This is a genomic window from Mycobacterium sp. URHB0044, assembly GCF_000620625.1.
In the GTDB taxonomy this organism is placed as follows: Bacteria; Actinomycetota; Actinomycetes; order Mycobacteriales; family Mycobacteriaceae; genus Mycobacterium.
Genome location: NZ_JIAW01000025.1, coordinates 1 through 22,470, shown reverse-complemented (window position 1 = coordinate 22,470; position 22,470 = coordinate 1). Strand labels below are relative to the sequence as shown.

Annotated in this window: 24 protein-coding genes; 7 read left to right on the top strand and 17 right to left on the bottom strand. The window is 64.6% G+C overall.

The window, feature by feature from the left end; genetic code table 11:
• Window positions 1-9 precede the first annotated feature (9 nt).
• From N536_RS0132110 to N536_RS0132045, 14 genes are read right to left on the bottom strand one after another with little or no spacing between them, the layout of a single operon-like run.
• Window positions 10-282, bottom strand: a complete 273-nt coding sequence (locus N536_RS0132110) for a HypC/HybG/HupF family hydrogenase formation chaperone (RefSeq protein ID WP_029117369.1) — start codon at window positions 280-282, stop codon at window positions 10-12.
• A 12-nt stretch (window positions 283-294) separates the two neighbouring features.
• On the bottom strand, window positions 295-1,407 hold the full coding sequence (gene hypE / locus N536_RS0132105; RefSeq protein WP_051574906.1) for a hydrogenase expression/formation protein HypE: 1,113 nt from the start codon (window positions 1,405-1,407) through the stop codon (window positions 295-297).
• On the bottom strand, window positions 1,404-2,066 hold the full coding sequence (locus N536_RS0132100; RefSeq protein ID WP_029117367.1) for an SIS domain-containing protein: 663 nt from the start codon (window positions 2,064-2,066) through the stop codon (window positions 1,404-1,406). The genes hypE and N536_RS0132100 overlap by 4 nt, the downstream gene beginning before the upstream one ends.
• Complete coding sequence (locus tag N536_RS0132095) at window positions 2,063-2,761, bottom strand: HypC/HybG/HupF family hydrogenase formation chaperone (RefSeq protein WP_051574919.1); 699 nt, start codon at window positions 2,759-2,761, stop codon at window positions 2,063-2,065. The genes N536_RS0132100 and N536_RS0132095 overlap by 4 nt, the downstream gene beginning before the upstream one ends.
• A 20-nt stretch (window positions 2,762-2,781) precedes the next feature.
• Window positions 2,782-3,033, bottom strand: a complete 252-nt coding sequence (locus N536_RS0132090) for a HypC/HybG/HupF family hydrogenase formation chaperone (protein ID WP_029117365.1) — start codon at window positions 3,031-3,033, stop codon at window positions 2,782-2,784.
• On the bottom strand, window positions 3,024-5,405 hold the full coding sequence (gene hypF, locus N536_RS40035) for a carbamoyltransferase HypF (RefSeq protein ID WP_051574905.1): 2,382 nt from the start codon (window positions 5,403-5,405) through the stop codon (window positions 3,024-3,026). Before hypF ends, N536_RS0132090 begins: the two co-directional genes overlap by 10 nt.
• Window positions 5,402-6,595 carry an NHL repeat-containing protein gene (locus tag N536_RS0132080; RefSeq protein WP_029117364.1) on the bottom strand — a complete coding sequence of 398 codons (1,194 nt, stop codon included), beginning with the start codon at window positions 6,593-6,595 and terminating at the stop codon, window positions 5,402-5,404. Before N536_RS0132080 ends, hypF begins: the two co-directional genes overlap by 4 nt.
• The gene (locus tag N536_RS0132075) at window positions 6,592-7,509 is read right to left on the bottom strand and encodes a NifU family protein (RefSeq protein WP_155948834.1); all 918 of its coding nucleotides are present in this window, start codon (window positions 7,507-7,509) and stop codon (window positions 6,592-6,594) included. Before N536_RS0132075 ends, N536_RS0132080 begins: the two co-directional genes overlap by 4 nt.
• The gene (locus N536_RS0132070) at window positions 7,509-8,789 is read right to left on the bottom strand and encodes a hypothetical protein (RefSeq protein ID WP_155948833.1); all 1,281 of its coding nucleotides are present in this window, start codon (window positions 8,787-8,789) and stop codon (window positions 7,509-7,511) included. Before N536_RS0132070 ends, N536_RS0132075 begins: the two co-directional genes overlap by 1 nt.
• Window positions 8,782-9,081, bottom strand: coding sequence for a hypothetical protein (locus N536_RS0132065; protein WP_231514703.1), 300 nt, complete (start codon window positions 9,079-9,081; stop codon window positions 8,782-8,784). The genes N536_RS0132070 and N536_RS0132065 overlap by 8 nt, the downstream gene beginning before the upstream one ends.
• Window positions 9,082-9,083: 2 nt before the next feature.
• Window positions 9,084-9,944 (bottom strand): hydrogenase maturation protease, encoded by an 861-nt coding sequence (locus N536_RS0132060; RefSeq protein ID WP_029117360.1) that lies wholly within the window; start codon window positions 9,942-9,944, stop codon window positions 9,084-9,086.
• Window positions 9,941-11,548: a nickel-dependent hydrogenase large subunit gene (locus tag N536_RS0132055; protein WP_029117359.1), complete on the bottom strand. Its 1,608-nt coding sequence runs from the start codon at window positions 11,546-11,548 to the stop codon at window positions 9,941-9,943. Before N536_RS0132055 ends, N536_RS0132060 begins: the two co-directional genes overlap by 4 nt.
• 51 nt (window positions 11,549-11,599) lie before the next feature.
• Window positions 11,600-12,571 carry a hydrogenase gene (locus N536_RS0132050; protein ID WP_029117358.1) on the bottom strand — a complete coding sequence of 324 codons (972 nt, stop codon included), beginning with the start codon at window positions 12,569-12,571 and terminating at the stop codon, window positions 11,600-11,602.
• A gap of 58 nt (window positions 12,572-12,629) precedes the next feature.
• Window positions 12,630-13,241 carry a DUF1641 domain-containing protein gene (locus tag N536_RS0132045; RefSeq protein ID WP_029117357.1) on the bottom strand — a complete coding sequence of 204 codons (612 nt, stop codon included), beginning with the start codon at window positions 13,239-13,241 and terminating at the stop codon, window positions 12,630-12,632.
• A 352-nt stretch (window positions 13,242-13,593) separates the two neighbouring features.
• On the opposite strand from N536_RS0132045, the gene N536_RS0132040 reads away from it, so the two are divergent.
• The 5 genes from N536_RS0132040 to N536_RS0132020 all read left to right on the top strand — a co-directional run bounded on the left by N536_RS0132040 (window position 13,594) and on the right by N536_RS0132020 (window position 17,760).
• Window positions 13,594-14,502, top strand: coding sequence for an AraC family transcriptional regulator (locus tag N536_RS0132040; protein ID WP_231514698.1), 909 nt, complete (start codon window positions 13,594-13,596; stop codon window positions 14,500-14,502).
• 46 nt (window positions 14,503-14,548) lie between these two features.
• A complete protein-coding gene (locus N536_RS0132035) occupies window positions 14,549-14,887 on the top strand; it encodes a hydrogenase maturation nickel metallochaperone HypA (protein ID WP_029117355.1) in 339 nt (112 codons plus the stop codon).
• Between the two features lie 4 nt (window positions 14,888-14,891).
• Complete coding sequence (hypB, locus tag N536_RS0132030; protein ID WP_029117354.1) at window positions 14,892-15,707, top strand: hydrogenase nickel incorporation protein HypB; 816 nt, start codon at window positions 14,892-14,894, stop codon at window positions 15,705-15,707.
• 73 nt (window positions 15,708-15,780) lie between these two features.
• Window positions 15,781-16,854, top strand: a complete 1,074-nt coding sequence (locus N536_RS0132025) for a class 1 fructose-bisphosphatase (RefSeq protein WP_029117353.1) — start codon at window positions 15,781-15,783, stop codon at window positions 16,852-16,854.
• Between the two features lie 6 nt (window positions 16,855-16,860).
• Window positions 16,861-17,760 carry a phosphoribulokinase gene (locus tag N536_RS0132020; RefSeq protein WP_029117352.1) on the top strand — a complete coding sequence of 300 codons (900 nt, stop codon included), beginning with the start codon at window positions 16,861-16,863 and terminating at the stop codon, window positions 17,758-17,760.
• Between the two features lie 103 nt (window positions 17,761-17,863).
• Here the strand turns inward: N536_RS0132020 and N536_RS0132015 are convergent, their stop codons facing one another.
• From N536_RS0132015 to N536_RS0132005, 3 genes are all read right to left on the bottom strand, one after another.
• Window positions 17,864-18,346 (bottom strand): alpha/beta hydrolase, encoded by a 483-nt coding sequence (locus N536_RS0132015; RefSeq protein ID WP_231514697.1) that lies wholly within the window; start codon window positions 18,344-18,346, stop codon window positions 17,864-17,866.
• Between the two features lie 116 nt (window positions 18,347-18,462).
• Complete coding sequence (locus tag N536_RS0132010; RefSeq protein WP_029117350.1) at window positions 18,463-18,882, bottom strand: ribulose bisphosphate carboxylase small subunit; 420 nt, start codon at window positions 18,880-18,882, stop codon at window positions 18,463-18,465.
• A 17-nt stretch (window positions 18,883-18,899) separates the two neighbouring features.
• Complete coding sequence (locus N536_RS0132005; protein WP_029117349.1) at window positions 18,900-20,333, bottom strand: form I ribulose bisphosphate carboxylase large subunit; 1,434 nt, start codon at window positions 20,331-20,333, stop codon at window positions 18,900-18,902.
• A gap of 171 nt (window positions 20,334-20,504) precedes the next feature.
• On the opposite strand from N536_RS0132005, the gene N536_RS0132000 reads away from it, so the two are divergent.
• Window positions 20,505-21,503: a class I fructose-bisphosphate aldolase gene (locus N536_RS0132000; protein WP_029117348.1), complete on the top strand. Its 999-nt coding sequence runs from the start codon at window positions 20,505-20,507 to the stop codon at window positions 21,501-21,503.
• A gap of 428 nt (window positions 21,504-21,931) precedes the next feature.
• A partial coding sequence (locus tag N536_RS0131990) for a type I glyceraldehyde-3-phosphate dehydrogenase (RefSeq protein WP_029117346.1) occupies window positions 21,932-22,470 on the top strand: 539 nt, incomplete at its 3' end.

The following is a 22,470-nucleotide window of genomic DNA, read 5'->3' as shown; positions in this document are numbered from 1 at the left end:
GCCTCCAGGTCAGATGATCGATGACGAGTCGAATGCTTCGATCTCGTCGGAATAGGCTTCGCCCAGCTTCTGGACCGCGGCCAGTGTGAGCAGGGCCTCCGTTTCGTCGATCTTCGCCATCGCGAACCCGACGTGGACCAGCACCCACTCGTCGGGGTTCGGCATGTCCTTCTCGAGCAGTCGAACGCTGATGATCCTGCGCACGCCACTGACGTCCACCTTCGCCAGGCAGTTCACGGCGTCGGTGATTTCGACGATCCGTCCGGGAATTCCCAAACACATACGAGTGTCCTCTCAGCAGATCCGGGGCAATGGGTCGCCGACGAGCATGTCGACGATTCGGGTGCCGCCAAATGCGGTGCGTAGCACCACGGTGGCGGCCGGTTCGTCGGCGATGCGTCCGATTTCGGTGGCGAAGAGGCCAGCGGGGTCCGAACGAAGCGCAGCAAGCGCCGCGTCTGCCTCTTGCGGGTCGACGACGGCGAGGAACTTTCCTTCGTTGGCGACGTAAAGCGGGTCTATGCCGAGCATTTCACATGCGCCCGCGACCTCGGGCCGTACCGGCAGGCGGTCTTCCTCGATGACGACCGCGAGGCCGCAGGCCTGCGCGAGCTCGTTGCACACCGTGCCGACACCGCCGCGGGTGGGATCGCGCATCCAACGTGTCGACGGAGCCGCTTCGAGCAACCGCTCCACCATGCCGCTGACCGAGGCGGTATCGGAGCGGATGTCCGCCTCGATCGCGAGATCCCCGCGGGCCAGCATCACGGCCATGCCGTGGTCGCCGATGGTCCCGGAGATGAGCAACTTGTCGCCCGGTCGGACGTTCGCCGGGGACAACTCGCGACCGGTCGGGACGATGCCGGCGCCGGCGGTCGTGATGAACATGCCATCGGCTGCGCCCCTCGGGACGACTTTCGTGTCGCCCGTGACGATCTGGACGTTGGCGGCCACTGCCGCCGCGGCCATGTCGCCGACGATCTCGCGCAGTTCGTCGATCGGAAAGCCCTCTTCGAGAACGAATGCCGCGGTGAGCCACGACGGTACCGCCCCCGCCATCGCGAGGTCGTTGAGCGTGCCGTGCACTGCGAGGTGTCCGATCGACCCGCCGGGAAAACGCAGTGGCTGCACGACGAATGAATCGGTGGACATCGCCATTCGGTGTCCGCCGGGCAGGGCGATGACGGCTCCGTCGCCGAGTGATTCGAGGTGCGGATTGCGGAATGCCTCGACGAACACCGCGTCGACCAAAGCGGCCGACGCCTTGCCGCCCGCACCATGGGCGAGGGTGACGACGGTGTCGCGCAGTCGGGGCCGCCGCTTGCGGAACGTGTCGATGCGTTCGATCACTTCGCCCTCGCGAAATGACGGTCCGGAGTCCAGGTATTCGGTGACGTGGTCTCTCATCGCAGGCTCGTTTCCGCTTGTACCGTCGCCCATAGCTCGTATGCCAAGCGGGCCTGGGATTCCTGGATCCGGTGGACGCTCTGTGACCGGACGACCAGGCAGACGTCGACGTCGGGGTTGGCGGCGAAGTCACCGCCGTCGTACCCGGCGAACCCGACGGTGTACATCCCGCGTCTGTGTGCTTCCCGCAATCCCAGAACCAAGTCGGTCGAGTTGCCGCTGGTCGACATCGCGACCGCGATGTCGCCGGCGCCGGCCCGCGCGATCAGCTGACGGGCGAACACCAGATCGAAGCCAACGTCATTGCCCAGCGCGGTCAGAACCGCCTGGTCGGCCGTCAGTGACCACGCCGGAAGCGGCTGTCCCGTCGGAGGTTGGGCGAACAACGCGGCCAACGTGCTGGCATCCGTCGAGCTTCCGCCGTTGCCGAACGTGAAGAGGCGGCCCCCCGCGCTGAACCGGCGCGCCATCTCACCGCCCGCTCGACGGACGAGTTCTGCACAAGAGTCAAGCGTAGATCGGCGCAGCGCAGCGCTTTCTGCGGCCTTGCCCAGTGCCGACTCGGCAAGATCGGTGAGAAGCGTGCCCACGTCATCTTCATCGCCGTCGATGAACGGATACAGGAAACTGGTCGCTTCGTCGAGACGCTGTTGGTTCATCGTCCGTCCTCACCGAGCCTGCTGATCGCCATTCCGGCGTGGACGAGAACCAGATCGCCGGACGACACGGGACCGGTCAGTGCGGTGATGATGCTCTCGGTGCCCTGGGCGCTACGCACCGACGCGGTTCCATCGGCCGCAGCCGAAATGACCTCCGCAAGACGACCTTCGTCACTGCAGGTGATGCAGACCTCTTCGGTGCACTCCTGCGCCGGAGGCGTCAACAAACCCGGGTGTTCGAAGCACACGTGGCTCAGCTCCCAGAGCAGGTGGTACATCAAGACGTAGTCGCCGGTCGCACGCAGGCGCGGATCGGGATCGTCAAGCCAGAGGACGTGGTCGGCGGCACCTGCCTCGGGTCGCTCACCGTTGCCGATCCAGATCGTGGACACTCCCCACGCCGGAGCGCGCCGCATCACCGCACGTAGGTCGTGGTCGGTCGCGTCACCAACCGCGATCACTACGTCGCCGGCGCGGGCCGATACCCGTACCTGCCCAATCAGATCCGGTCCGGCCAATGCGACGGCGGGTAGGGCCCGTTTGCCGATGATCGCTGGGTGAACGAACTCCACTGCGATGTGTTGGGCGTGCGGTGAACAGCTTGGCGCGATGCACCACAGCGTTGCTCCTGCCGAGAACCGTTGCGCGAGAGCAAAGGAGGTGGTCGCGAGGTCAGCTGCCAGGTCGGGTGACATCTCGAAGCGCGTTGCCGCGGTCACGAAGCGGCCTCCTGATCGCCGAATACGCCATACTCGCGCATCGTCGCGAGCGTCTGTTGCGCGGACGCTTCATCGATGCGGGTAAGCGCGAACCCTGCATGCACGATGGTGTAGTCACCAATCTCGAGATCCGGAAGGTACGCCAGGCACGCGGTCTTGATCTGGTCGCCGAACGCGATCTTCGCGAACCGGCCCCCGGTGGGAGCGTCCCAGATCTCGGTGATCCGCCCGGGGATCCCTAGACACATTGCGTGGTCCTTCCCATCGTTGCGTCGGCTCGTGCCGACGCGTCCAGCGCGGTCAGCGCCGATATCGCGGCCTGACCAAGAGCGAGCCCGCCATCGTTGGGCGGAACCAGTCGATGGGTGAGCACTGTGAAACCCGCATTCTCTAGGAGGTCACGGCATAGCCGCAGCAGCAGCACATTCTGGAAGACTCCGCCCGTGAGACCGACCGTCCGCGTGTCGCCGGCAACGTCGCTGACCACCTCGGTGACCGCCACGGCGACCGCGTGATGGAAAGCCGCGGCAAGCGCTGCCGGTGCCGCACCGTCACGCAGCGCTCCGGCGATGGCGACGATCATCGGCGCGGGATCGAAGATTCCGTCGGCGCCGACAGCCATGCGCAGCGAGACTCCTGCGGGCTCATCATGGACCGATCCCGCGAGCACTTCGAGTTCGATCGCGGCCTGGCCTTCGTAGTCGATGTGGTGTCGCACGTCGAGCAGGGAAGCGACCGCGTCGAACAGACGACCCATGCTGGTTGTCATCACGCAGCCGCGACCTGTCGCGAATTGCGTGCGCAACAACCGCAATTCGGCCGGAGTGGCGGCTCGGACGGGGGCCATCTCGGCCGACCACAACACGCGGGCGTGCCAAAGGTGGGCCAGCGCCATGCGCCAAGGGTTGCGTACCGCGGCATCCCCTCCAGCCAACGGTGTCTCGGCGAGGTGCCCCACGCGAGTGAAGCGATGACTGTCTGCGCCCAGCCGCAGGATCTCGCCACCCCAAACGGTGTCGTCGCACCCGAAACCGGTGCCGTCGAATGCGACCCCGATGATGGGTTCACCCAGCATTCCGTGTTCCGTCAGTAGTGAAACGACGTGGGCATGATGGTGTTGGACGAGATCGAGCGGACGGTCACCGGCGTTGTGCTCGGCCCAGTTTCGCGTCACGTAGCGCGGATGCAGGTCGGCGGCCAGCCGCGCGGGGTGCCCCCGCATCTCGTAGAGCTGGCGCACCGACCGGGTAAAGGCCTTCAATGTGGCGACGGTTCCCATGTCGCCGATGTGCGCCGAGCAGTACGCCCGCTGGCCGTCGGTCAGGCAGAAGGTGTTCTTGAGCTCGCCGCCCACGGCAAGCACCGGAGGGCCGACGAATCCGAGTTCGACGGGGAGCGGTGCGTATCCCCGCGAGCGGCGGATCGGATACTCCCGGTCATCGAGGACCCGCACCACCGAGTCGTCGCACGGAAGATGGATCGGCCGGTCGTGGTCGAGGACCGCATCGGCGAGGGCGGGTAGCCGTTTGGCCACGTCGTCTTCGGTGTAGCAGATCGGGTCGTCGGAACGGTTGGCGCTCGTCAGGACTATCGCTCGGGGCGGGTCGATGCCCGAATCGGGTACGGGTGCGAACAACAGATGATGAATCGGCGAGTACGGGAGCAGCACGCCGATGAACGGGTTGCCTGGCGCCACTGCGGCATCGATGGGCGCGTCGGTTCTGCGTCGCAACAACACCACGGGCCGAGCGGGGCTGCTCAGAAGTGCGGCCTCGGCGTCGTTGATCTCGGCGTAGGCGTGCGCGGCGGCAAGCCCGTCGACCATGATGGCGAAGGGCTTGCCAAGCCGCGCCTTTCGTTGCCGCAGCTTCGCGATGGCTGTGGGATTGTCGGCCGCACATCCGAGGTGATAGCCGCCGATGCCCTTGATGGCGACGATGGCGCCGGTGGCAAGTGCCTGCTGCGTCGCCACCAGCGCCGCGTCGACCTGGGTGTTCCGGACGCCGGGGCCGGTGAACCACAACGTCGGCCCGCACTGCGGACACGCGATGGGCTGTGCGTGGAACCGGCGATCGGCGGGGTCGTCGTATTCCACCGCGCAGCGTTCGCACATGGGGAAGTCGGCCATCGTGGTCGCGGGCCGGTCATATGGAAGTCCGCGGATGATCGTGAAACGCGGACCGCAGTTCGTGCACGTGACGAAGGGGTGCCGGAACCGCCGGTTCGAGGGATCGAAGAGCTCACTGACGCAGTCTCCGCAGACTGCGACGTCCGGCGGAATGGGCGTCGGCGCCGCGTCGACGGTCTGGCTGCTGACGATGTGAAAACCCGTGTCGCCTGGCGATTGTGCGGTGACGTCGCTCCAGGAAACATCGCTGATCACTGCCAGCGGAGGAGCTTCGGTGGTGAGACGGCGACTGAACGCACTGATCGCAGCTGGCGGCCCTTCGACTTCGATGAAGACGGCCGCCGAGTCATTGCCGACGAAACCCCGCAGACCCAGCTCGGTCGCCACACGGTGAACGAAGGGGCGGAAGCCCACTCCCTGCACCACTCCGGTCACGGTGCAGCGGCGCCGCTGCGACGGCGCGAGTTGTGGCGGTGCCGGCGCGTCGATCATCGTCTTCGCCAAACGACGATGCGGTTGTTGCCCGAGTCTGCGACCGCCAAGCGGTCACCATGTAGCCACACGCCATACGGCCAACACAGGGAGTCACGAGTGACTGCGTTCCAGCGGTTTTCGCCGTTGGCCGCGAATGTCGGTTGGGCCAGGACATAGTCGGCGGCCTGCCCGTCGATCGACGGTTCGTCCCACAGAAGTACCCGGTTGTTCGCGGTGTCCGCGATCGCCAACCGGTCGCCATACTCGCCGCTGCCGTCCATGCAGGCGGCGTAGGGGAACCTGAACCGGTCGGCGCGGTGGGGGCCGTACGGCCATTCGCGGGCGGTGACCAGGTCTGGTTGGCCGAGTACCCGGTCAGCGGCACGGTCTGCGTCGGGCGCAGGTGACCAGCCGAGCACGCGATGGTCGCCGGCATCTGCGACGAGTAGCAGATCTTCGTTGCCGGTGATGTTGTGCGGCCACCGAAAACTGGCCGGCCCAACGTCTTCCCCGCGGTTTTCCTCGCGACTGGAACCGTCGGGCTGGCCGAGTACGACGTCGGCGGGCTGGCCGGGCTCCGGTAGTCCGCCGTGCCATCCCAGCACCCGTCGGTTTCCGGTGTCTGCGACCCAGAACGTCGAGCCGACGATCGCAATGCCGAATGGCCAGTAAAGCGACGACGCGGTGCACTCGCCCCCGGCATTCGGCTCGACCGCCGAGAAATCCACCTGTCCGAGCACGAAATCTGGTGGTACAGAGTTTGTTTCCGGAATCGTCGACCACACCAGGATGCGGTGATGCCAGGCGTCGGCGACGACGAGCCGCCCGTCGTGGATCAGCACGCCGGTGGGCAGGTTCATTCCGTTCTCGGGACCGCGGCCGCCCGCGGCGTGGCCCTCGGTGGTGCCGTCGGGCTGCCCGAGTACCACGTCGGCGGGCTGTTCATCGTGGGTCGGCATCCCGTGCCAGATCAGCACCCGATGGTTGCCCGAATCCGCGACCACGAAGTGATCCTGGTCGAAGAACACCCCGCGCGGGGAGTACATCCATGCCATGGTCGGGTTGGCTGGCGGCAGTGCCAATCCGCCAGGCGCGGGTGCGCCAAGCCAGACGTCCGGCGCCCAACCCCCGGAAAGGTCTTCGCCTGGCAGCGATTCGTTGCGCAAGGGGCGCGGCAACAGGCTGGACCGTACGGTCAGACCCGTCATGCCCCGACCCGGATCCAGATCTGTCCGTCGTCGACGCGCAGCGGCAACTGCTCCAGTTGCGCGGCAGGAGAAGACAGACATTCGCCGGATTCGGCGTCGTAGCAGAAGCCGTGCCACGGACATGTCAGCGTGCCGTTGGTGGCGTCGAGCACCGCATTGTCCATGGGCGCCGCTTCGTGCGCGCATTCGTTGACGTAGGCGCTCAACTTCTCGTTGAGGCTGACGATCAACACCGAGACCGCTTGGTTGGTGTTCGGCGCGGTCAGCTCGAGCACGGTCAGATCACCATCCGGCACGTCGGTGACCCGTCCGGCGTCTGCCCAGCCCTCTTCGGGGAGACGTGGAGAGGAAAACAGGCTCTCCGCCGAAATCAGCGTCGGCTCAGGCTCGTTGGGCAACACCTCGATGCCCGTGACCGACGAGACGCTTTCGACTAGTGCCTTCTCCACCAGATTGCGCAGCGTCACCGACGACATCGAGCAGCCGTTGCAGGCGCCCTGCAAGCGTACGAACGCGATGCCATCCTCGATGCGCACCAGTGACACGTCGCCACCGTGGCCTTGCAGTTGCGGTCGCACCGCATCAAGCGCCTTCTTCGCCTGCGTCATCGGGTCTGGCCGGACGATCTCGTGCAGCGAAAGCAGCAAGTGCACGACGGGGTCGTCGACGAGGTCGAAGAGTACCTGCCGAGCTGCCTCGTCGGCACGCATGCGACGGACGATCGTCACGAGACCGGCCCGATGGATCGCCTCGATGGAACCCTTGAGTTCCTCGGCGACCGCACGCGCCGAGGGATCGAGCTTCTGCAACGCTTGTGTGGCGTCGTCAACCCGCTTCGCGAGCTCTTCGAAACCGGGATCCTGCGGCGGCTCGGCGGGTTGGGGCTGTGCGACTTCGGACAGGGCGGTCGACATCACGGCGTTCCCTTCTCGTCGTTCAAAAGCACACGCTGGCGGGCAATCTCGTCGAGCACGCCGCGGACGGTGCGCACCGAGTCATTGTCGCCCAGCTCTTCGAAGAGGAAGCGTGCTTCGTACAACTTCGCCTTGGCGTCGTCGAACACACCAAGATGGGCAAGCACATTGCCCTGATTGGCGAGCACCCTGGCGCGGCCGAGCGGATCGGTTGCGCGGTCACGCGTGGCCAGAACGGCCTCGTACAGCTCGACGGCTTCTACGAGGTTCTCCTCATGATGGCGTGACGGCGTGTATACCAGTGAATTCGCCAAGTTCAGTTGGACACTTGCCCATTCCTGCGGGTGCTCCTCGAGCGTGTAGACGGTCAGGGCCGAGCGCAAGGATTGTGCCGCCACGCCAAGTCGCAACTGGCCGGACGCCTCGACCATCGGCATGGTCAGGTAAGCCGCGGCGAGACCGGCGTGTGCTGCCGCCCACAGCAATGGGGCGTCGTCGCACTTGATGAGTTGAAGCGCCGAGTGATAGTGCGGGATGGCGGCAGGAAGCAGCTCCGGACGTTTCTCTGCTTGCTCGTGCATCACCCCGGCCAGGCACAGGTGGATCTCGGCGCGAGCGACGCGCAACCCGTCGGCACCGTCAAGGGCGACTAGCGACTGTTGCAGCCGTGTCGTGCAGGTTGGGTCGCCGATGTCTCGGCCGACGGCACCCGCTGCGCTGAGGAGTGTCCCGGCCAGGGCCAGGGACACCGGCCTGGCGGCTTCGACGGCCGCGTCGAGCAATCCGATGGCGGTTTGGGAATCACCCTCTGCCAGAGCGTGTCCCGCTTGCGCGGCCAATACCGCTGCGGCGATCTCACGTTCGGCACTTCCGGCGCGCGGCGGTGCATCCGTTCGTCCCAGCATGAACAGCACGACGTCGACGAGGACCCCGAACTCGCCGAGTTCCGTTCGCAGCCCATCGGCGTCGACGCCGTCGGGGTCGAGCACGAAGCGGTTGTAGCGCGCCACCGGGTCGGTGGAGTCGCGCAGGGCGGCGATGGCCGCATCCCGGTCACCGGCGGCCGCCAGTTGATGCGCGCGCAGACTCGCCGGCCAGACGTCGGGAACTCGACCCGCCAGCATGGCCACCCGGGCGGCCTCGGTGTCGTCACCTGCCGGAATCAGCATGTAGCCCATCGGAAGTGGGAAGAGTCCCAACGGTTGCGGCGGCAGCGTCAGGCGGGAATCCGACCGATAGGTGCCCAGCTCGGATGTCGGTGTCGTCAATGCCTCAGCCATTCAGGGGTCCTCCGATGTCACGTTCTGCGGCTCGCTTGATCATCCGGGCGGACAATTCCGCGCGAGCCCTTGTCGAGTGTGTGTCTATGCGCTTGCGCACGATGCCGTCGGCGAACAGCACCACGATGTCGACGGCCCAGCGCCCACGCTCCTCGAGAACCACGGTGTCGACGCTGAGTGCCTCGTCGGCAGAGCTGTCGGCGCGTCGACGGGTCGGCCGCATGCGCAGTTCGTCGGCAGGACCGTCGTCGTCGTCGGCGTACGGGCCGACGTCGCGTTGCTCGTCCACCATCGTCACTCCCGCTGCTCCAATGGAATTCGCAACGCGCCATGGTCGTCATCCCAGAATGCCCGTCGTACACCGGTGGGGATGACGTCATCGAGCAGCTCGCGGACCAGCACGGCGCGATCGCCGGCGGGGGAGCGCTGCTTGAGCAACATTCCACCGTTGCGCGGCCCTCGCAGCGGCAGCAGCCACAGCTGGCCGTCACGGACGTCGCCGACCGTCACATGGGCAGGAAAGTGGGCATTGGACAGCGCAGCGCTAAGACGTAGGTAGCCGTCTTCGGTGAACTGCACTGTGAGGTCGTCCGGTTCGCTGGGCTCCGATGGTCGAAGCGGCGAGATGAAGTCGGCTTCGATGATGTCGATCACCTGCTCCATCGCCGCAGCGACCTCGGGGGAGAGTTCAGCCCCCATGGCGACGTTGGCCGCTTCGATCAGAAAGACCGTGATGTCGGTAGGGCATTCCTCCGCCAATGCCCACCGCGCGAACGAAATTGCATGATCCCACCGAAAGGAGTGCGTGTGCAGACCCTGCAGCGGCGGCAACTCGGCGAACTCCGCCCCCGGAACGCGGTAAATCGTTCCCGGAGTGCACCCAGTGGCCGACGCATCGACGATCACTACCCTTTCGGCGCCGCGCATCTGGAACGCGACGTCCATGCCGGCCGTGCCGCCATCGACCAGCCGGAGCCCGTCCGGCATGCCACGCTCCCACAGGTGGCGCACCATGACGGGTCCCACCCCGTCGTCGCCACGTAGGAGATTTCCACACCCCACGATCAGGACCTCACAACCCGGCGGGTCGAGATTCGGGTCCGACTCGCCGGGTTGTGTGGTGTCGTGTGAAGCGGAGGAAGTCGTTGGAATCACACCATTCCGTTGATCACGAACTTCGACAGCTCACGACCGGACTTTCCGTCGTAGGCATGGACCGTGCAGACCAGGCACGAGTCGAAGCTGCGGGCCACGTGGCCCAACTCCACCGGGTCCTCCGGATCGACGATGGGTGATCCCACCAATGCCTTCTCGATCGGGCCGAGCACCTCGGCGCCGTCGCGCGGACCGATGTTCCACGCCGTCGGGGTGACGACCTGATAGTTCTTGATCTTGTTGTCTTCGATCACGATCCAGTCCGACAGGGACCCGCGGGCGGCTTCGGTCGATCCGAAACCCATGCCCTCGGCGTGCTCAGTGGGCTTGGTGTAGAAGCTCTCCTTGAGGTCGAGCTGATTGAGCCATTCGCGTGTCCACTTGTAGTACTTCGGCGCCTCGTGCATGCGCGCCAGCTGGCGCACGAACACACTCGGCCCGATCTTGTTGAAGATGTCCACGAACAACGGGTCGTTGTCCTGATGTGCTGCGGCGCCGGGCCCACCGGCGGCCATGCGCCGCGCGAGCGGGCCGGCCTCCAGCGGGATGTGACCCTGGCCCGGCACGTCGTACCGCGGTGACTTGGCCCAGCTGTACTTGCCCTGCTTGCGGCCCTCTTCGGGGTCGACCGGAATGGTCTCGCCCTCGAACGGGTGTAGCGATCCCGTCCCCTGGTAGAAGGAGTGGGTGACGTCTTCGCGAACCCTGGCCTGGTCGAAGTCGGACCACGTACCGCCCGTGTAGATTCCGGACCGCCCGATCAGCGCCGGGTTGCGGCCGTCGATCGTCGGGTTCTCGTACAGGGACGGTTCGAAGTAGGTGCCGGTGGCGATGTAGTTTCCGACACCCTGGCCGTACTTGTCCAGGCCGACGTCGAGGCAGAAGCGGATGAAGAACCCGCAGTCGCTGTTGTGTTGCGACTCATTCTCGTCGACCCACTCGAGCACGTCCTCCCACGTCTTGTTCTCCAGCCAGCGGTCCACCGAGCAACCGAGCCAATGCTTCTCGAGCCACTGGTCCTTCCAGTGCTCGAGGATCGCGATCGACCGGGTGACGTCGGAGAGTGTCGGTGCGCACATCACACCGCCGGGCACCATGAAGCTGGAGTGCGGCCACTGCCCGCCGAAGATCGCGTACACCTCAACGGGTTTGCTCGACAGCACCACGCCGGGCTGGTAGCTCGTCCCGACATACGGCGCGAACCGGCGAACCGATTCGGCGTACAACTTCGACTTCGCGTAGTTCTTGTTGGTCAGGTCGATGGCGAACAGCGCATAGAAGTAACGCGGAATCGACTGCAGGGTCTCGGCTGCCTGACAGATGTTGCGGACCAACGTGGCGTTCTGCGGCACATGGGTGCGCCATGCGGTGTCCAGCGCGTAGGCGGACTTGTACAGGTGGCTACCCCCGCAGATGCCGCAGATGCGCGGTGTGACCACCAGCCCGGCCTGTGGGTCCTTTCCCTGCAGGATGATTTCGAAGCCGCGGAACATCGCGGCCTCGGTCCATGCCGAGGTGACGATCCCGTCTTCGATCGTGACGCGCACGTCGAGGTCGCCCTCGACGCGCCCGAGGGGGCTGACGAATAGATCTAGTGCAGTCATTCGGTGTCCTTTCAAAGACTGTTCAGGCTGGGATGTTTCGAACCGCAGTGATCAGACGACGAACATGTCTTCCTTGGACCATTGCGGCGCCGCGATGCGAGCCGCTGCCGCGTGGGCCATGTACGTTAGATGGTCGCTGCCCTCTGGAACTTCCTTCGGAATCATCCCGCTGACCTTCTGCGTTTTGAAGACGGTGCCGGGAGCCAGGTCGAAGTGAGGGAACTCGGGTTCGGTGCAGCCCAGGCACGGCATGCCGGCGCGGGTCTTCGACGATTGCCGGTTCCACAGGATCCGGTTGCACGGCGAGTGCGTCATCGGCCCACGGCAGCCGAACTCGTAGAACAGGCAGCCCGTACGGGTGCCTTCCCCGAACGACATCGTGGACTGCTTGTACTCGAAGAATTGCACACGCGTGCAACCGGTTTGGGTGAACGTCTTGAAGAAGGTCTCGGGCCTGTGCAGTTCGTCCAGGGTGATGTCACCGGCACGACCGGTGGCCAGTGCGACGATGATCTGGGTGATCCAGTCCGGGTGCGCCGGGCATCCTGGAATGTTGATGACCGGAAGGCCCATCTTGGAGCGGAAGTCGGGGCCGAGGAAGCCGCCCTTTCCGCGCTTGTGAAACTGCAGACCCGTCGACGCCGAGGGATTCGGCTCGGTCGCGGGAATGCCGCCCCAACAGGCACAGTCACCGATCGCGACGACGATCTGCGCGGCTTCGCAGAGGTCGGTCACCCAGTCCTTCATCGGCCGGTCGGCGAACATGTCCATGCGCCCGGTTCCGTTGGGCGCCTTGATGACCGAGCCCTCGAAGACGAAGATGTCCAGCGGCCGCTCGCCGCGGGCGCAGTCCCAGAACACCTTCTGGGCATTGTTGCCCAGTTCGAGGCCAAGGGACGGATGCCACAGCAAGTCCAACCCGAAGTCGACGATGAGATCGACGACGTTGGGTTCCTCGGCGTTGAGGAACGACATCGTGTTGCCGCTGCACGCCCCTCCTTGTAGCCAGAGCACGGACGCCATGAAAACTCCTCTCACTGCTTGCGGTTTGGAAGGTTTGGTCGGATTGTTGGTCGTCCGGTTACGGAGCGGAGTGGCGCGCACCCGGCTTGTCGGCTGTCTCCGGCGTGACGGCGAGGCGGCGACCGAAGGCCCGCGCGATGTGAATCATGAAGCCCAAACCGCGTGATACATCGGGGTCCTTGGTCACCTTCATGAGGGCGAAGACGCCCTTCGGGCCGCGCGGGTCGGCGGCTGCGGCTTGTTTGCCCTCGAGCAGCGCCTCGCCGACTTCGGCGAGAATGTCGGCGGTCTGGGGGTCCGTCAGCGAGGAGTGCATCAGCCTGTCGATGGCCGGGGTGGCGTCGACGAGGGCCGCGGACAACCGCGTGACGGTGTCACTGAGTCCCGCCAAGTCCAACTTCGGCCAGGGCCCAAGACCGCCAGCGCTCGCGGCCAGCTCCCTGGCATCTGCGACGCCGGATGCCAGGCTGTCGCCGATGGTGTCCGCACGCCGGATCAGACCGTCGAGCCCAACGATGAGCGTTGCCAGGAGGTCCGCGTGGTCGAGGATCAGCGAAATAGAAGAAGCGACTTTCGGGTCCTCGAGCCTGGCGATCAGCTCGTCTCCTGGCGACTCGGCGATGAACGCATCGGTGTCCAGGCTTTCGATCAGCGAAGCATGTGCAGCCACTCAGGTCCTCCTAGCCGATGTGTCAGTGGTCACAGACGCTAGCCCTGTGTGACCTCTGGGCCTATCGCATTCGCGCAGCGGCTGTCAGAATTGCGCAGACATATGCGCGCAGATGCGCGCAATGCTCCAAGGAGACTTGAATGATCGCCGAGAACCCTTCAGCAAATAGTCGATTCGCGGGGTACGGCGATGCGGGCGGACGCTGATGTCGCGCCTGGCCAGACTCGGTTTCATTGACATCCGCCGCACCGGACAACCGGTCCGGCGCAAGGTTCGTTCCCGTGGCGTACCACCGGCGCTGGCAAACAACGAAATCTTCTACACCGAGAGTGTCCGGGAAGCGGGTTCGCTGGTGAGTCGTGCGCTGGCACCCTGCCGGCTCGCCGTCCACGACGACGCGTCACCGTTCGCCGCAACCATGCACGGCATCCGGCTCCGCAACGTCAGCATGCTCTATCTCGACCTGCACGTGCGCGCAACGCTCGAAATCCCTTCCCTTGGGAAGTATTTCGCAGTGCACATGCCGATGAACGGTCGTGCTCTGTGCCAACACAACGGCCACGAGTTCGAGGCGAACACGATCAGTGCGCTCGTGACGAGCCCAGGAGCTGCGCTCACCATGCAGTTCGACGATGATTCGCCGCAGTTGTTGGTCCGCATCGAGGAACCCGCGCTGCTGCAGTACCTCACTCGGCTCCGCGGCCGACGGCTGTCACGGCCGTTGGTATTTCATCCCGAATTCGACCTGACCAGTGATGTCGCGGTGCGCTGGCACGCGGCGGTGCAACTCCTGCACACGGAGGTCTATCAGTCGGGGTCCCTGGTCCAACTCGGGCACGGCATCAGCGGCATCGAGGAGTTGCTGATGAACAGCCTTCTGCACGTGCAGCCATCGAACTACCACGAAGAGTTCATCCGCCCGGCTGCCGATCCGGCTCGCCGGGTGGTCGAGGAGGCGATCACCTTCATCGACGCCCACCTGGGGGAGACGATCACGATGGAGTCGATCGCGCGAAACGTTCACATGAGTGTCCGCTCCATTCAGCAGGGGTTCCGAGACGCGCTCGGGGTGTCGCCGATGACCTACGTCCGCGACATGAGGCTGGAGCGTGTGCACGCCGAACTTGCCGATGCGCTGCCGAGCGATGGCGTGACGGTGACCGATGTCGCAACCCGTTGGGGTTTCAATCATCTCGGAAGCTTCGCGGTCGAGTACCGGAAGCGATGGGGAGTCACTCCTTCAGAAACGCTGCGCCAGTAGCCCGCCGAAGAGTGTATGGTCGCGTCTGACTCGAGGAGGGTCGACAGTGCACGAGCTCTCGATCTGCAGTTCCATGGCGAAGATCGTGACGAAGCACGCCGCCGGAAGGGCAGTGCGCACCGTGCACGTCCAGATCGGTGCGATGCGGCAGATAGTCCCAGACACGTTGGTGTACTGCTGGTCTCTAGTGACCGAAGGCTCCGAGCTGGACGGTGCCGAATTGCTGGTGGAGCGCATACCCGCCAAGATCCGCTGCGCCGGTTGCGGCCACGAGCAGGTCCTCGACGAGGTCGCGATGGTCTGCGGATCCTGCACCGGTCACGCGGTCACCCTGGTCGAGGGAGACGAGTTCCTCATTACTTCACTCGATTTGGCGGAGGTGTAACGGTATGGGCAGATTTCACCGACACGACGGCGATCACGATCACGACCACCCTCATGATCATGGCCACGATCACGAACACGAACAGGACGCTCACGGTCACGACCACGGTGACCACTCTGGTTACGCCACCGGGACCGACCGGATCGTGGTGCTCGAGCGGATCTTCGAGGAGAACGACCACACTGCGGCCGCCAATCGAGGCGACTTCGACGCTGCGGGCGTGACGGCCATCAACTTGATGTCGTCTCCCGGCGCGGGCAAGACGGCGGTACTTCGGGAGACCCTTCTCCAGCTCGATAGTCGGCTGCGCGTCGGCATCGTCGAAGGGGACATCGAGACCAGCATCGACGCCGACCGGCTCAGTGGCCTGGGCGCCGTCATCTCGCTGATCAACACCAGCAACGGATTCGGCGGCGAATGCCACCTCGACGCGCCAATGGTGCGTTCTGCCCTCGCGCGGCTGTCCTTGACCGATCTCGACCTGCTTCTGATCGAGAACGTCGGAAACCTGGTCTGCCCCGCAGAGTTCGATGTCGGAGCGCATGCCAGTGCGATGGTCTACTCCGTGACCGAGGGGGAGGAGAAGCCGCTGAAGTATCCGGTCATGTTCCGGTCAGCCGACGTCGTCATCGTCAACAAGATGGACCTGATCCCGCACCTCGACTACGACCTGTCGGCGTTCTACGCCAACTTGAATGCCGTGAATCCCGGCGTCGCGGTGATCGAGACAAGTGCCCGGACGTCGCTGGGAATCGACAAGTGGTGCGGCTGGCTGTCCGACCTGCACCGCAACACTCGCGTCGCAACGGTGACCAGCTGATCGGGAGGCTGCCACCCAGCTGCCCACCCATAAGGGGGATGGCCGAAAGTCGGCTGCCAGACAACCTTGGAGCATGCTTGCCGATCGCACCACATTGGTTCAGTTCCTGATTGAAGAACGCCGACGCCATCCCGACGCATCAGGAGACCTGAACGGGTTGATCCTCGATGTCGCGCTCGCCTGCAAGGCGATCTCGAAACGCGTTGCGGCCGGCGCGCTCGCCGACGTACTGGGATCGGCGGACCAGACCAATGTCCAAGGCGAGGTGCAGCAGAAGCTGGACGTGCTTGCCAACAACTACTTCCTGCGCGCCAACGAGTGGAGTGGTCGCGTCGCCGGGATGGTGTCCGAGGAGCTGGACGAGCCCTACCGATTGCCCGCCGAACATCCCAGGGGGAAGTACCTGCTGTTGTTCGATCCGCTCGACGGTTCATCGAACATCGACGTGAATGTGTCGGTCGGCAGCATCTTTTCGATCCTCCGCGCACCGGAGCCGGGTTCCGATCCTGAGACGCAGGACTTCCTGCAGCCTGGAACGCAACAGGTGTGCGCGGGATACGCGATCTACGGGCCGTCGACGATGTTGGTTCTCACGGTGGGAACGGGAGTGCACGCGTTCACCCTCGACCCGAGCCTCGGAGAATTCCTGCTGACCCGCGAGTCCATCCAGATTCCGTCGACGACCAAGGAATTCGCGATCAATGCGTCGAACCAGCGATTCTGGGAGCCGGCCGTGCAGCGATACGTGCAGGAGTGTCTCGCCGGCAAGTCGGGTCCCCGGCAGAAGGACTTCAACATGCGCTGGGTCGCCTCTCTGGTGGCCGAGACGCACAGAATCCTTACCCGGGGTGGTGTCTTCCTCTACCCGCGCGACTACCGCGAGCCCGTTCGGCCTGGCCGGTTGCGGCTGATGTACGAAGCGAACCCAGTGGCGTTCCTCGTCGAGCAGGCCGGCGGCGCGGCCAGTACCGGCAGGCAACGTCTCCTCGAGGTGGAGCCCACCGATGTGCACCAACGGGTTTCGCTCGTGTTCGGGGCTAGTGAAGAGGTGACACGCATCGAGGAGTACCACGCCGAATCGTATGAGCAGGTGTCCCAGTTGCCGCTATACGGTACGCGGGGTCTCTTCCGGACAGCGGCGGGATAGGTCGACATGTCACGCAAACACCCCATCGTCTCGGTCACTGGCTCCTCCGGGGCTGGCACCACCTCGGTGATGCGCACCTTCGAGCAGATCTTCCGCCGTGAAGGAATCAACGTCGCCTACGTCGAAGGCGACAGCTTTCACCGCTTCGATCGCGTAGAGATGAAGGCGGCGATCGAAGAGGCGCACGCCCGAGGTGACCACACGTTCAGTCACTTCGGTCCGGAAGCGAACCTGTTCGAAGACCTCGAGGACCTCTTCCGTTCGTACTCGGAGGTAGGCGGTGGCAAGTTCCGCAAATACCTCCATGACGAGCAAGAAGCGAAGCCGTACGAACAGCAGCCCGGCACGTTTACGCCATGGGAATCTCTGCCGGATGACACCGACATGCTCTTCTACGAGGGACTGCACGGCGCCATCGAGACCGGTACGGTCAGCGTCGCCCAGCATGCCGATCTGCGCATCGGTGTGGTGCCGGTGATCAACCTCGAGTGGCTGCAGAAACTGCATCGAGACAAAGTCGTGCGCGGCTACACATCGGAGGCGGTCACCGACACCATCCTGCGGAGGATGCCGGACTACGTGAACTACATCTGTCCGCAGTTCTCGAACACGGATGTCAACTTCCAACGCGTGCCCATGGTCGACACGTCGAATCCGTTCGTCGCCAGGAACATTCCTACGCCGGACGAATCGATGTTGATCATCCGGTTCCGTGATCCGCACGGCATCGACTTCCCGTATCTGCTGTCGATGCTGCATGATTCGTTCATGTCCCGGCCGAACACGATCGTGTGTCCCGGCGGCAAGATGGACCTCGCGATGCAGCTGATCTTCACACCGATGATCCTGCGCCTGGTGGACCGCCGGAATGCCGAGTTGAAGGACGGGGTCTCGGCTGGCCGCTGAGCCTACGGCGGCACTTCGCATGATCGGCGGCGTACTGGGCCGCCAACAGCGACGACTAAACGCCGGGCCGCACGTGATCGTGCGACCCGGCGTTGCTCGTGTACTAGCGCGATAGCACGCGCATCACGATCTCGGTGGTGAGTTGAGCCGTGAAGTGCCGCGAGCTGCGCGGTCCTGCCAGTTCCAATAGTCGAAACTCGCCGTGAACGTGCCGCTTGCTCGCGCGGGCGGCAGCATGTGCTGAGTGTGTGCTGACCAACATGGTCGTATCGGCAGCCACTGCGGGACAACGCTTGTCGCGAATCAAGCCGCTGTCGCTGGCAACGCGTGGATGTCCACAGTCGATCACCACGAGACCCGTAAAGCGTTCGCGGTGGGCGGCGGCGAGCTTCCATGCCAGCTCGCCGCCGGCTCCATCCCCGACGAGCAGACCACCGGCCACTTTCAGCCGGTCGAGAATATCGATGACGTCCTTCGGTCTGAGGCACTTGTGCACCGGCAAGGTAACCGTGCGGAACATGGCTACGTGGAGCCGCTCGCGGACGACGTCGTAAGACTCGGTCCGATCCGGCGATCCGTCGAACATGATGACTACTCGACCCGTGTCCGGGCCGGCCAACCTCACCGGCACACGGAATCCGTCAATGGTGGGAACGTGGCGTATCGATTCGGGATGCGTGGGAACGGCTGCACTGGTCACAGTCATCCGTAACGGTGCCCGGAGGGCTTTTGAGTGGCATACGAGAACGTCGTGTAGCCGATGCGCCGGTCGGACCCTTCGGCCCGATCGAGCCGGAAGCCCGGCTCCTCGGCCGGCCGCTGCACGATGAACGAGAACGCGGTGGTCTGGCGCCCCAGATTCGAGTCATAGGCGTTCAACCGGACGTACGTACCGGGATAGGCACTGCGGCATGCATTGACCTCGAGCAGGACGCCTGCGGCATCCTTGAGGTCGAACATCGGCAGTCCCCACATCTCCCAGTACACGTTGCGCGGGTGCGGGTCGTCGGTGAACTCCACCGACAGTGGCCAGCCGTTGTCGAGCGCATAACTGATCTGAGCGGTTATCTCCTCGTCGGTGAAGTCCGGCAGGTAAGAGAAGGTGCCTTGTGTGACTCGCATGAGTTCTCCGATCGGGTTCAGGAAAGAGTGGGGGTTGCGACGACGTCGGGGGTGTCGGTGGATTCGTAGTTGAACGAGATGTCACCCCATGTGGCCAGAGCGGTTTCGAGGGGAAGGTTGGTCGATGCCGCCTTCTTGAGGATCTCCGGGCCCTCCTTGTAGAAGTCGCGACCTTCGTTGCGCGCCTTGATCATGGCCTCGAGAGCCACGCGGTTGGCTTCGGCACCAGCGGAGATTCCCATCGGGTGGCCGATGGTGCCGCCGCCGAACTGCAGGATGACGTCTTCGCCGAGATAGTGCAGCAGTTGGTGCATCTGGCCGGCGTGGATGCCGCCCGATGCAACCGGCATGACGCCGGGCATCGATGCCCACTCCTGGTCGAAGTACAGGCCCTTGACGGGATCGGCCGCCACGCTGTCGAGTCGCAGCGTGTCGTAGAACCCGGCGGTGGAGGCCGGGTCGCCTTCGAGCTTGCCGACGACGGTGCCCGCGTGGATGTGGTCGACGCCAGCCAACCGCATCCACTTGGAGATCACCCTGAAGCTGATGCCGTGAGACTTCTGCCGGGTGTACGTGCCGTGGCCGGCGCGGTGCAGGTGCAGCAGCACGCCGTTGGCGCGAGCCCAATTGGCCATCGACTGGATGGCGGTGTAGCCGATCGTCAGGTCGACCATGACGACGACGGATCCGAGTTCCTTTGCGAATTCGGACCGCTCGTACATCTGCTCCATGGTCCCTGCGGTCACGTTCAGGTAGTGACCCTTGATCTCACCGGTCGCGGCCTGCGCGCGGTTGACGGCCTCCATGCAGAAGAGGGAGCGGTCGCGCCACCGCATGAACGGTTGCGAGTTGATGTTCTCGTCATCCTTGGTGAAGTCGAGTCCGCCACGCAGGGCTTCGTAGACCACGCGGCCGTAGTTGCGTGCTGACAAGCCGAGCTTCGGCTTGGTCGTTGCGCCGAGCAGGGGTCGTCCGAACTTGTTCAGGTGTTCGCGTTCCATGACCACGCCGTGGGCGGGACCCTGGAAGGTCTTCACGTACTGGGTGGGTATGCGCATGTCTTCCAGGCGAAGCGCTTTGAGCGGCTTGAACCCGAAGACGTTCCCGATGATCGAACTGGTGAGGTTGGCGATCGAGCCTTCTTCGAAGAGGTCGAGGTCGTACGCGATCCAGGCGATCCACTGCCCGGGCGCGTTGGGAACCGCGTCGACGCGGTAACACTTGGCCTGATAGTGCTCGAAGGTGGTCAGCCGGTCGGTCCAGACCACGGTCCACGTTGCGGTGCTCGATTCACCGGCAACCGCTGCGCCGGCCTCCTCCGGCGGGACGCCGGGTTGTGGGGTTATCCTGAAGGCGCACAGCACATCCGAGTCCTTCGGGATGTAGTCGGGCTGCCAGTAGCCCATTTCGGCGTAGGGAATTACTCCAGCGTTCCAACGATCTGTCGTCATGCCGGGAATGCTGCCAGTCGATCATCAACGTGTCTATTGCGAATACGCCTCGTACTCTGAAGCATTCGCTTAACTCTCTCACCCTGCGTATCCACCATGTAGGTGAGGCCGTGGCCATCTTCAGCCCGATAACTTGCGACCGATGACTACGTACCGAAGGGCAACATTCAAATGACGACATGTCGAGAGACCGCGGCACGAATGGTGGCGCCCGGCAAGGGCATCCTGGCCGCTGACGAGAGCATCGGGACCATGTCGAAGCGTCTCGAGGAGGCGGGGGCGCAGCCGACCGCCGAGAACCGCCGCAGGTATCGCGAGCTGCTCGCGACGGCCCCGGGATTGTCCGAAAGCGTTTCGGGCATCATCTTCTGCGACGAGACGCTGCGCCAGACGTTCAGCGATGGCACGCCCTTCGCACAGGCCGTGCGCGCCCTGGGCATCCTGCCCGGCATCAAAGTGGATACCGGCGCGAAGCAGAGCCCAGGCCTGGACGGCGAGCTGGTCACCGAGGGGCTCGACGGGCTACCCGCGCGTCTAGCCGAGTATGCCGAGATGGGCGCTGCGTTTGCGAAGTGGCGCGCGGTATTCGAGATCGGCTCCGACACGCCCAGTCGCGGCTCGATAAGCGCGAACGCGAGCGCCCTCGCGCGCTATGCGGCGGCCTGCCAGGAGGCGGGCATCGTGCCGATCGTCGAGCCCGAGGTCCTCATGACCGGCACTCACAACCGCGGAGTGTGCCGCGACGTGACCGGTGAGGTTCACGCGGCGGTGCGAGCCGAATTAGCGCTCTTTCACGTTGATTTGGCGGGTATCGTCCTCAAGCCGAACATGATTCTCGAGGGCGAGGACTATGCACGGCAGTCCACGCCGGCGGAGACGGCCGAGCTCACCGTCGGCGTGCTGCGGGCGTGGCCCGGCGACCTTGCCGGGGTGGCCTTCCTGTCCGGTGGCCAGACACCCAAGCGGGCGACGGCCAATCTCGAGGCCATGCAGGCCCACCGGACACCGTGGCCGCTGACGTTCTCCTTCGGACGTGCGTTGGTGTCGCCGGCGCTGGCTGCCTGGCACGGAGATCCCGACCTCGTCACCGATGGCCAGACGGCCCTGCTCGAACGCGTGGCGGCCAACGGCGCCGCGGCACGGCTACGCGCCGAGCTTCAATCTGCCTGAATGACGCACGGGGGCAGCGCGTTTACTTTCCCTTTTCGAACACGCTGTCCCCGTGTGGCCACGCACCGTCAACGAAGAACGAACAGTGGACGTCGGCTCGGGTCGACGATTTCCCGGCCACCGTCGTCGTAATGGACGACGACGTGGCCGGGTGACGTCGAGCCGACGCGGCCGAGACGTCCTAGGACGCCCCTGGCAACGCGAATGCGGTCGCCTGTGACGGGGAAACAAGACAATGCCGTCTGCGCCGACCCGACGATGCCGATCTGGCTCATTTCCGTCCTCCGATGATGTGGGCGTCAGATCTACCTTGCCGCCGCAGACGCTGTCGCGGCACCCCTCATTGGGGGAGCGGGCGCGGGACGTGAATGCGGTTGAACAGCTCCCCATCTGGGGGATGTCGAACGACGATTGAAGGAGAACACATAGTGGCGGTTCGGGTAGGCGTCAACGGCTTCGGCCGAATCGGGCGCAACTTCTTTCGGGCTCTGGATGCGCAGCAGGCGCTGGGTGCGAACAAGGACATCGAGATCGTGGCGGTCAACGATCTGACCGACAATGCGACGTTGGCGCATCTGTTGAAGTTCGATTCGATCCTGGGTCGGTTGCCGTATGAGGTGAGCTTGGAGGGTGACGACACGATCGTGGTGGGTTCCACCAAGATCAAGGCGTTGGAGGTCAAGGCCGGTCCCGCCGAGTTGCCGTGGGGTGATCTGGGTGTTGACGTGGTGGTCGAGTCGACCGGCATCTTCACCAACGCCGCCAAGGCCAAGGGTCACCTGGATGCGGGGGCGAAGAAGGTGATCATCTCTGCGCCGGCCACCGATCCCGACATCACGATCGTGATCGGGGTCAACGACGACAAGTACGACGGCAGCCAGAACATCATCTCCAACGCGTCGTGCACGACGAACTGCCTGGGTCCGTTGGCCAAGGTGCTCAACGACGAGTTCGGCATCGTCAAGGG

Bases quoted from the DNA above. Each gene is read 5' to 3' on its own strand.
- N536_RS0132110 (WP_029117369.1), bottom strand. From the start codon at position 282: ATGTGTTTGGGAATTCCCGGACGGATCGTCGAAATCACCGACGCCGTG.
- hypE (WP_051574906.1), bottom strand. From the start codon at position 1,407: ATGAGAGACCACGTCACCGAATACCTGGACTCCGGACCGTCATTTCGC.
- N536_RS0132100 (WP_029117367.1), bottom strand. From the start codon at position 2,066: ATGAACCAACAGCGTCTCGACGAAGCGACCAGTTTCCTGTATCCGTTC.
- N536_RS0132095 (WP_051574919.1), bottom strand. From the start codon at position 2,761: ATGTCACCCGACCTGGCAGCTGACCTCGCGACCACCTCCTTTGCTCTC.
- N536_RS0132090 (WP_029117365.1), bottom strand. From the start codon at position 3,033: ATGTGTCTAGGGATCCCCGGGCGGATCACCGAGATCTGGGACGCTCCC.
- hypF (WP_051574905.1), bottom strand. From the start codon at position 5,405: ATGATCGACGCGCCGGCACCGCCACAACTCGCGCCGTCGCAGCGGCGC.
- N536_RS0132080 (WP_029117364.1), bottom strand. From the start codon at position 6,595: ATGACGGGTCTGACCGTACGGTCCAGCCTGTTGCCGCGCCCCTTGCGC.
- N536_RS0132075 (WP_155948834.1), bottom strand. From the start codon at position 7,509: ATGTCGACCGCCCTGTCCGAAGTCGCACAGCCCCAACCCGCCGAGCCG.
- N536_RS0132070 (WP_155948833.1), bottom strand. From the start codon at position 8,789: ATGGCTGAGGCATTGACGACACCGACATCCGAGCTGGGCACCTATCGG.
- N536_RS0132065 (WP_231514703.1), bottom strand. From the start codon at position 9,081: ATGGTGGACGAGCAACGCGACGTCGGCCCGTACGCCGACGACGACGAC.
- N536_RS0132055 (WP_029117359.1), bottom strand. From the start codon at position 11,548: ATGACTGCACTAGATCTATTCGTCAGCCCCCTCGGGCGCGTCGAGGGC.
- N536_RS0132050 (WP_029117358.1), bottom strand. From the start codon at position 12,571: ATGGCGTCCGTGCTCTGGCTACAAGGAGGGGCGTGCAGCGGCAACACG.
- hypB (WP_029117354.1), top strand. From the start codon at position 14,892: ATGGGCAGATTTCACCGACACGACGGCGATCACGATCACGACCACCCT.
- N536_RS0132025 (WP_029117353.1), top strand. From the start codon at position 15,781: ATGCTTGCCGATCGCACCACATTGGTTCAGTTCCTGATTGAAGAACGC.
- N536_RS0132020 (WP_029117352.1), top strand. From the start codon at position 16,861: ATGTCACGCAAACACCCCATCGTCTCGGTCACTGGCTCCTCCGGGGCT.
- N536_RS0132015 (WP_231514697.1), bottom strand. From the start codon at position 18,346: ATGTTCGACGGATCGCCGGATCGGACCGAGTCTTACGACGTCGTCCGC.
- N536_RS0132010 (WP_029117350.1), bottom strand. From the start codon at position 18,882: ATGCGAGTCACACAAGGCACCTTCTCTTACCTGCCGGACTTCACCGAC.
- N536_RS0132005 (WP_029117349.1), bottom strand. From the start codon at position 20,333: ATGACGACAGATCGTTGGAACGCTGGAGTAATTCCCTACGCCGAAATG.
- N536_RS0132000 (WP_029117348.1), top strand. From the start codon at position 20,505: ATGACGACATGTCGAGAGACCGCGGCACGAATGGTGGCGCCCGGCAAG.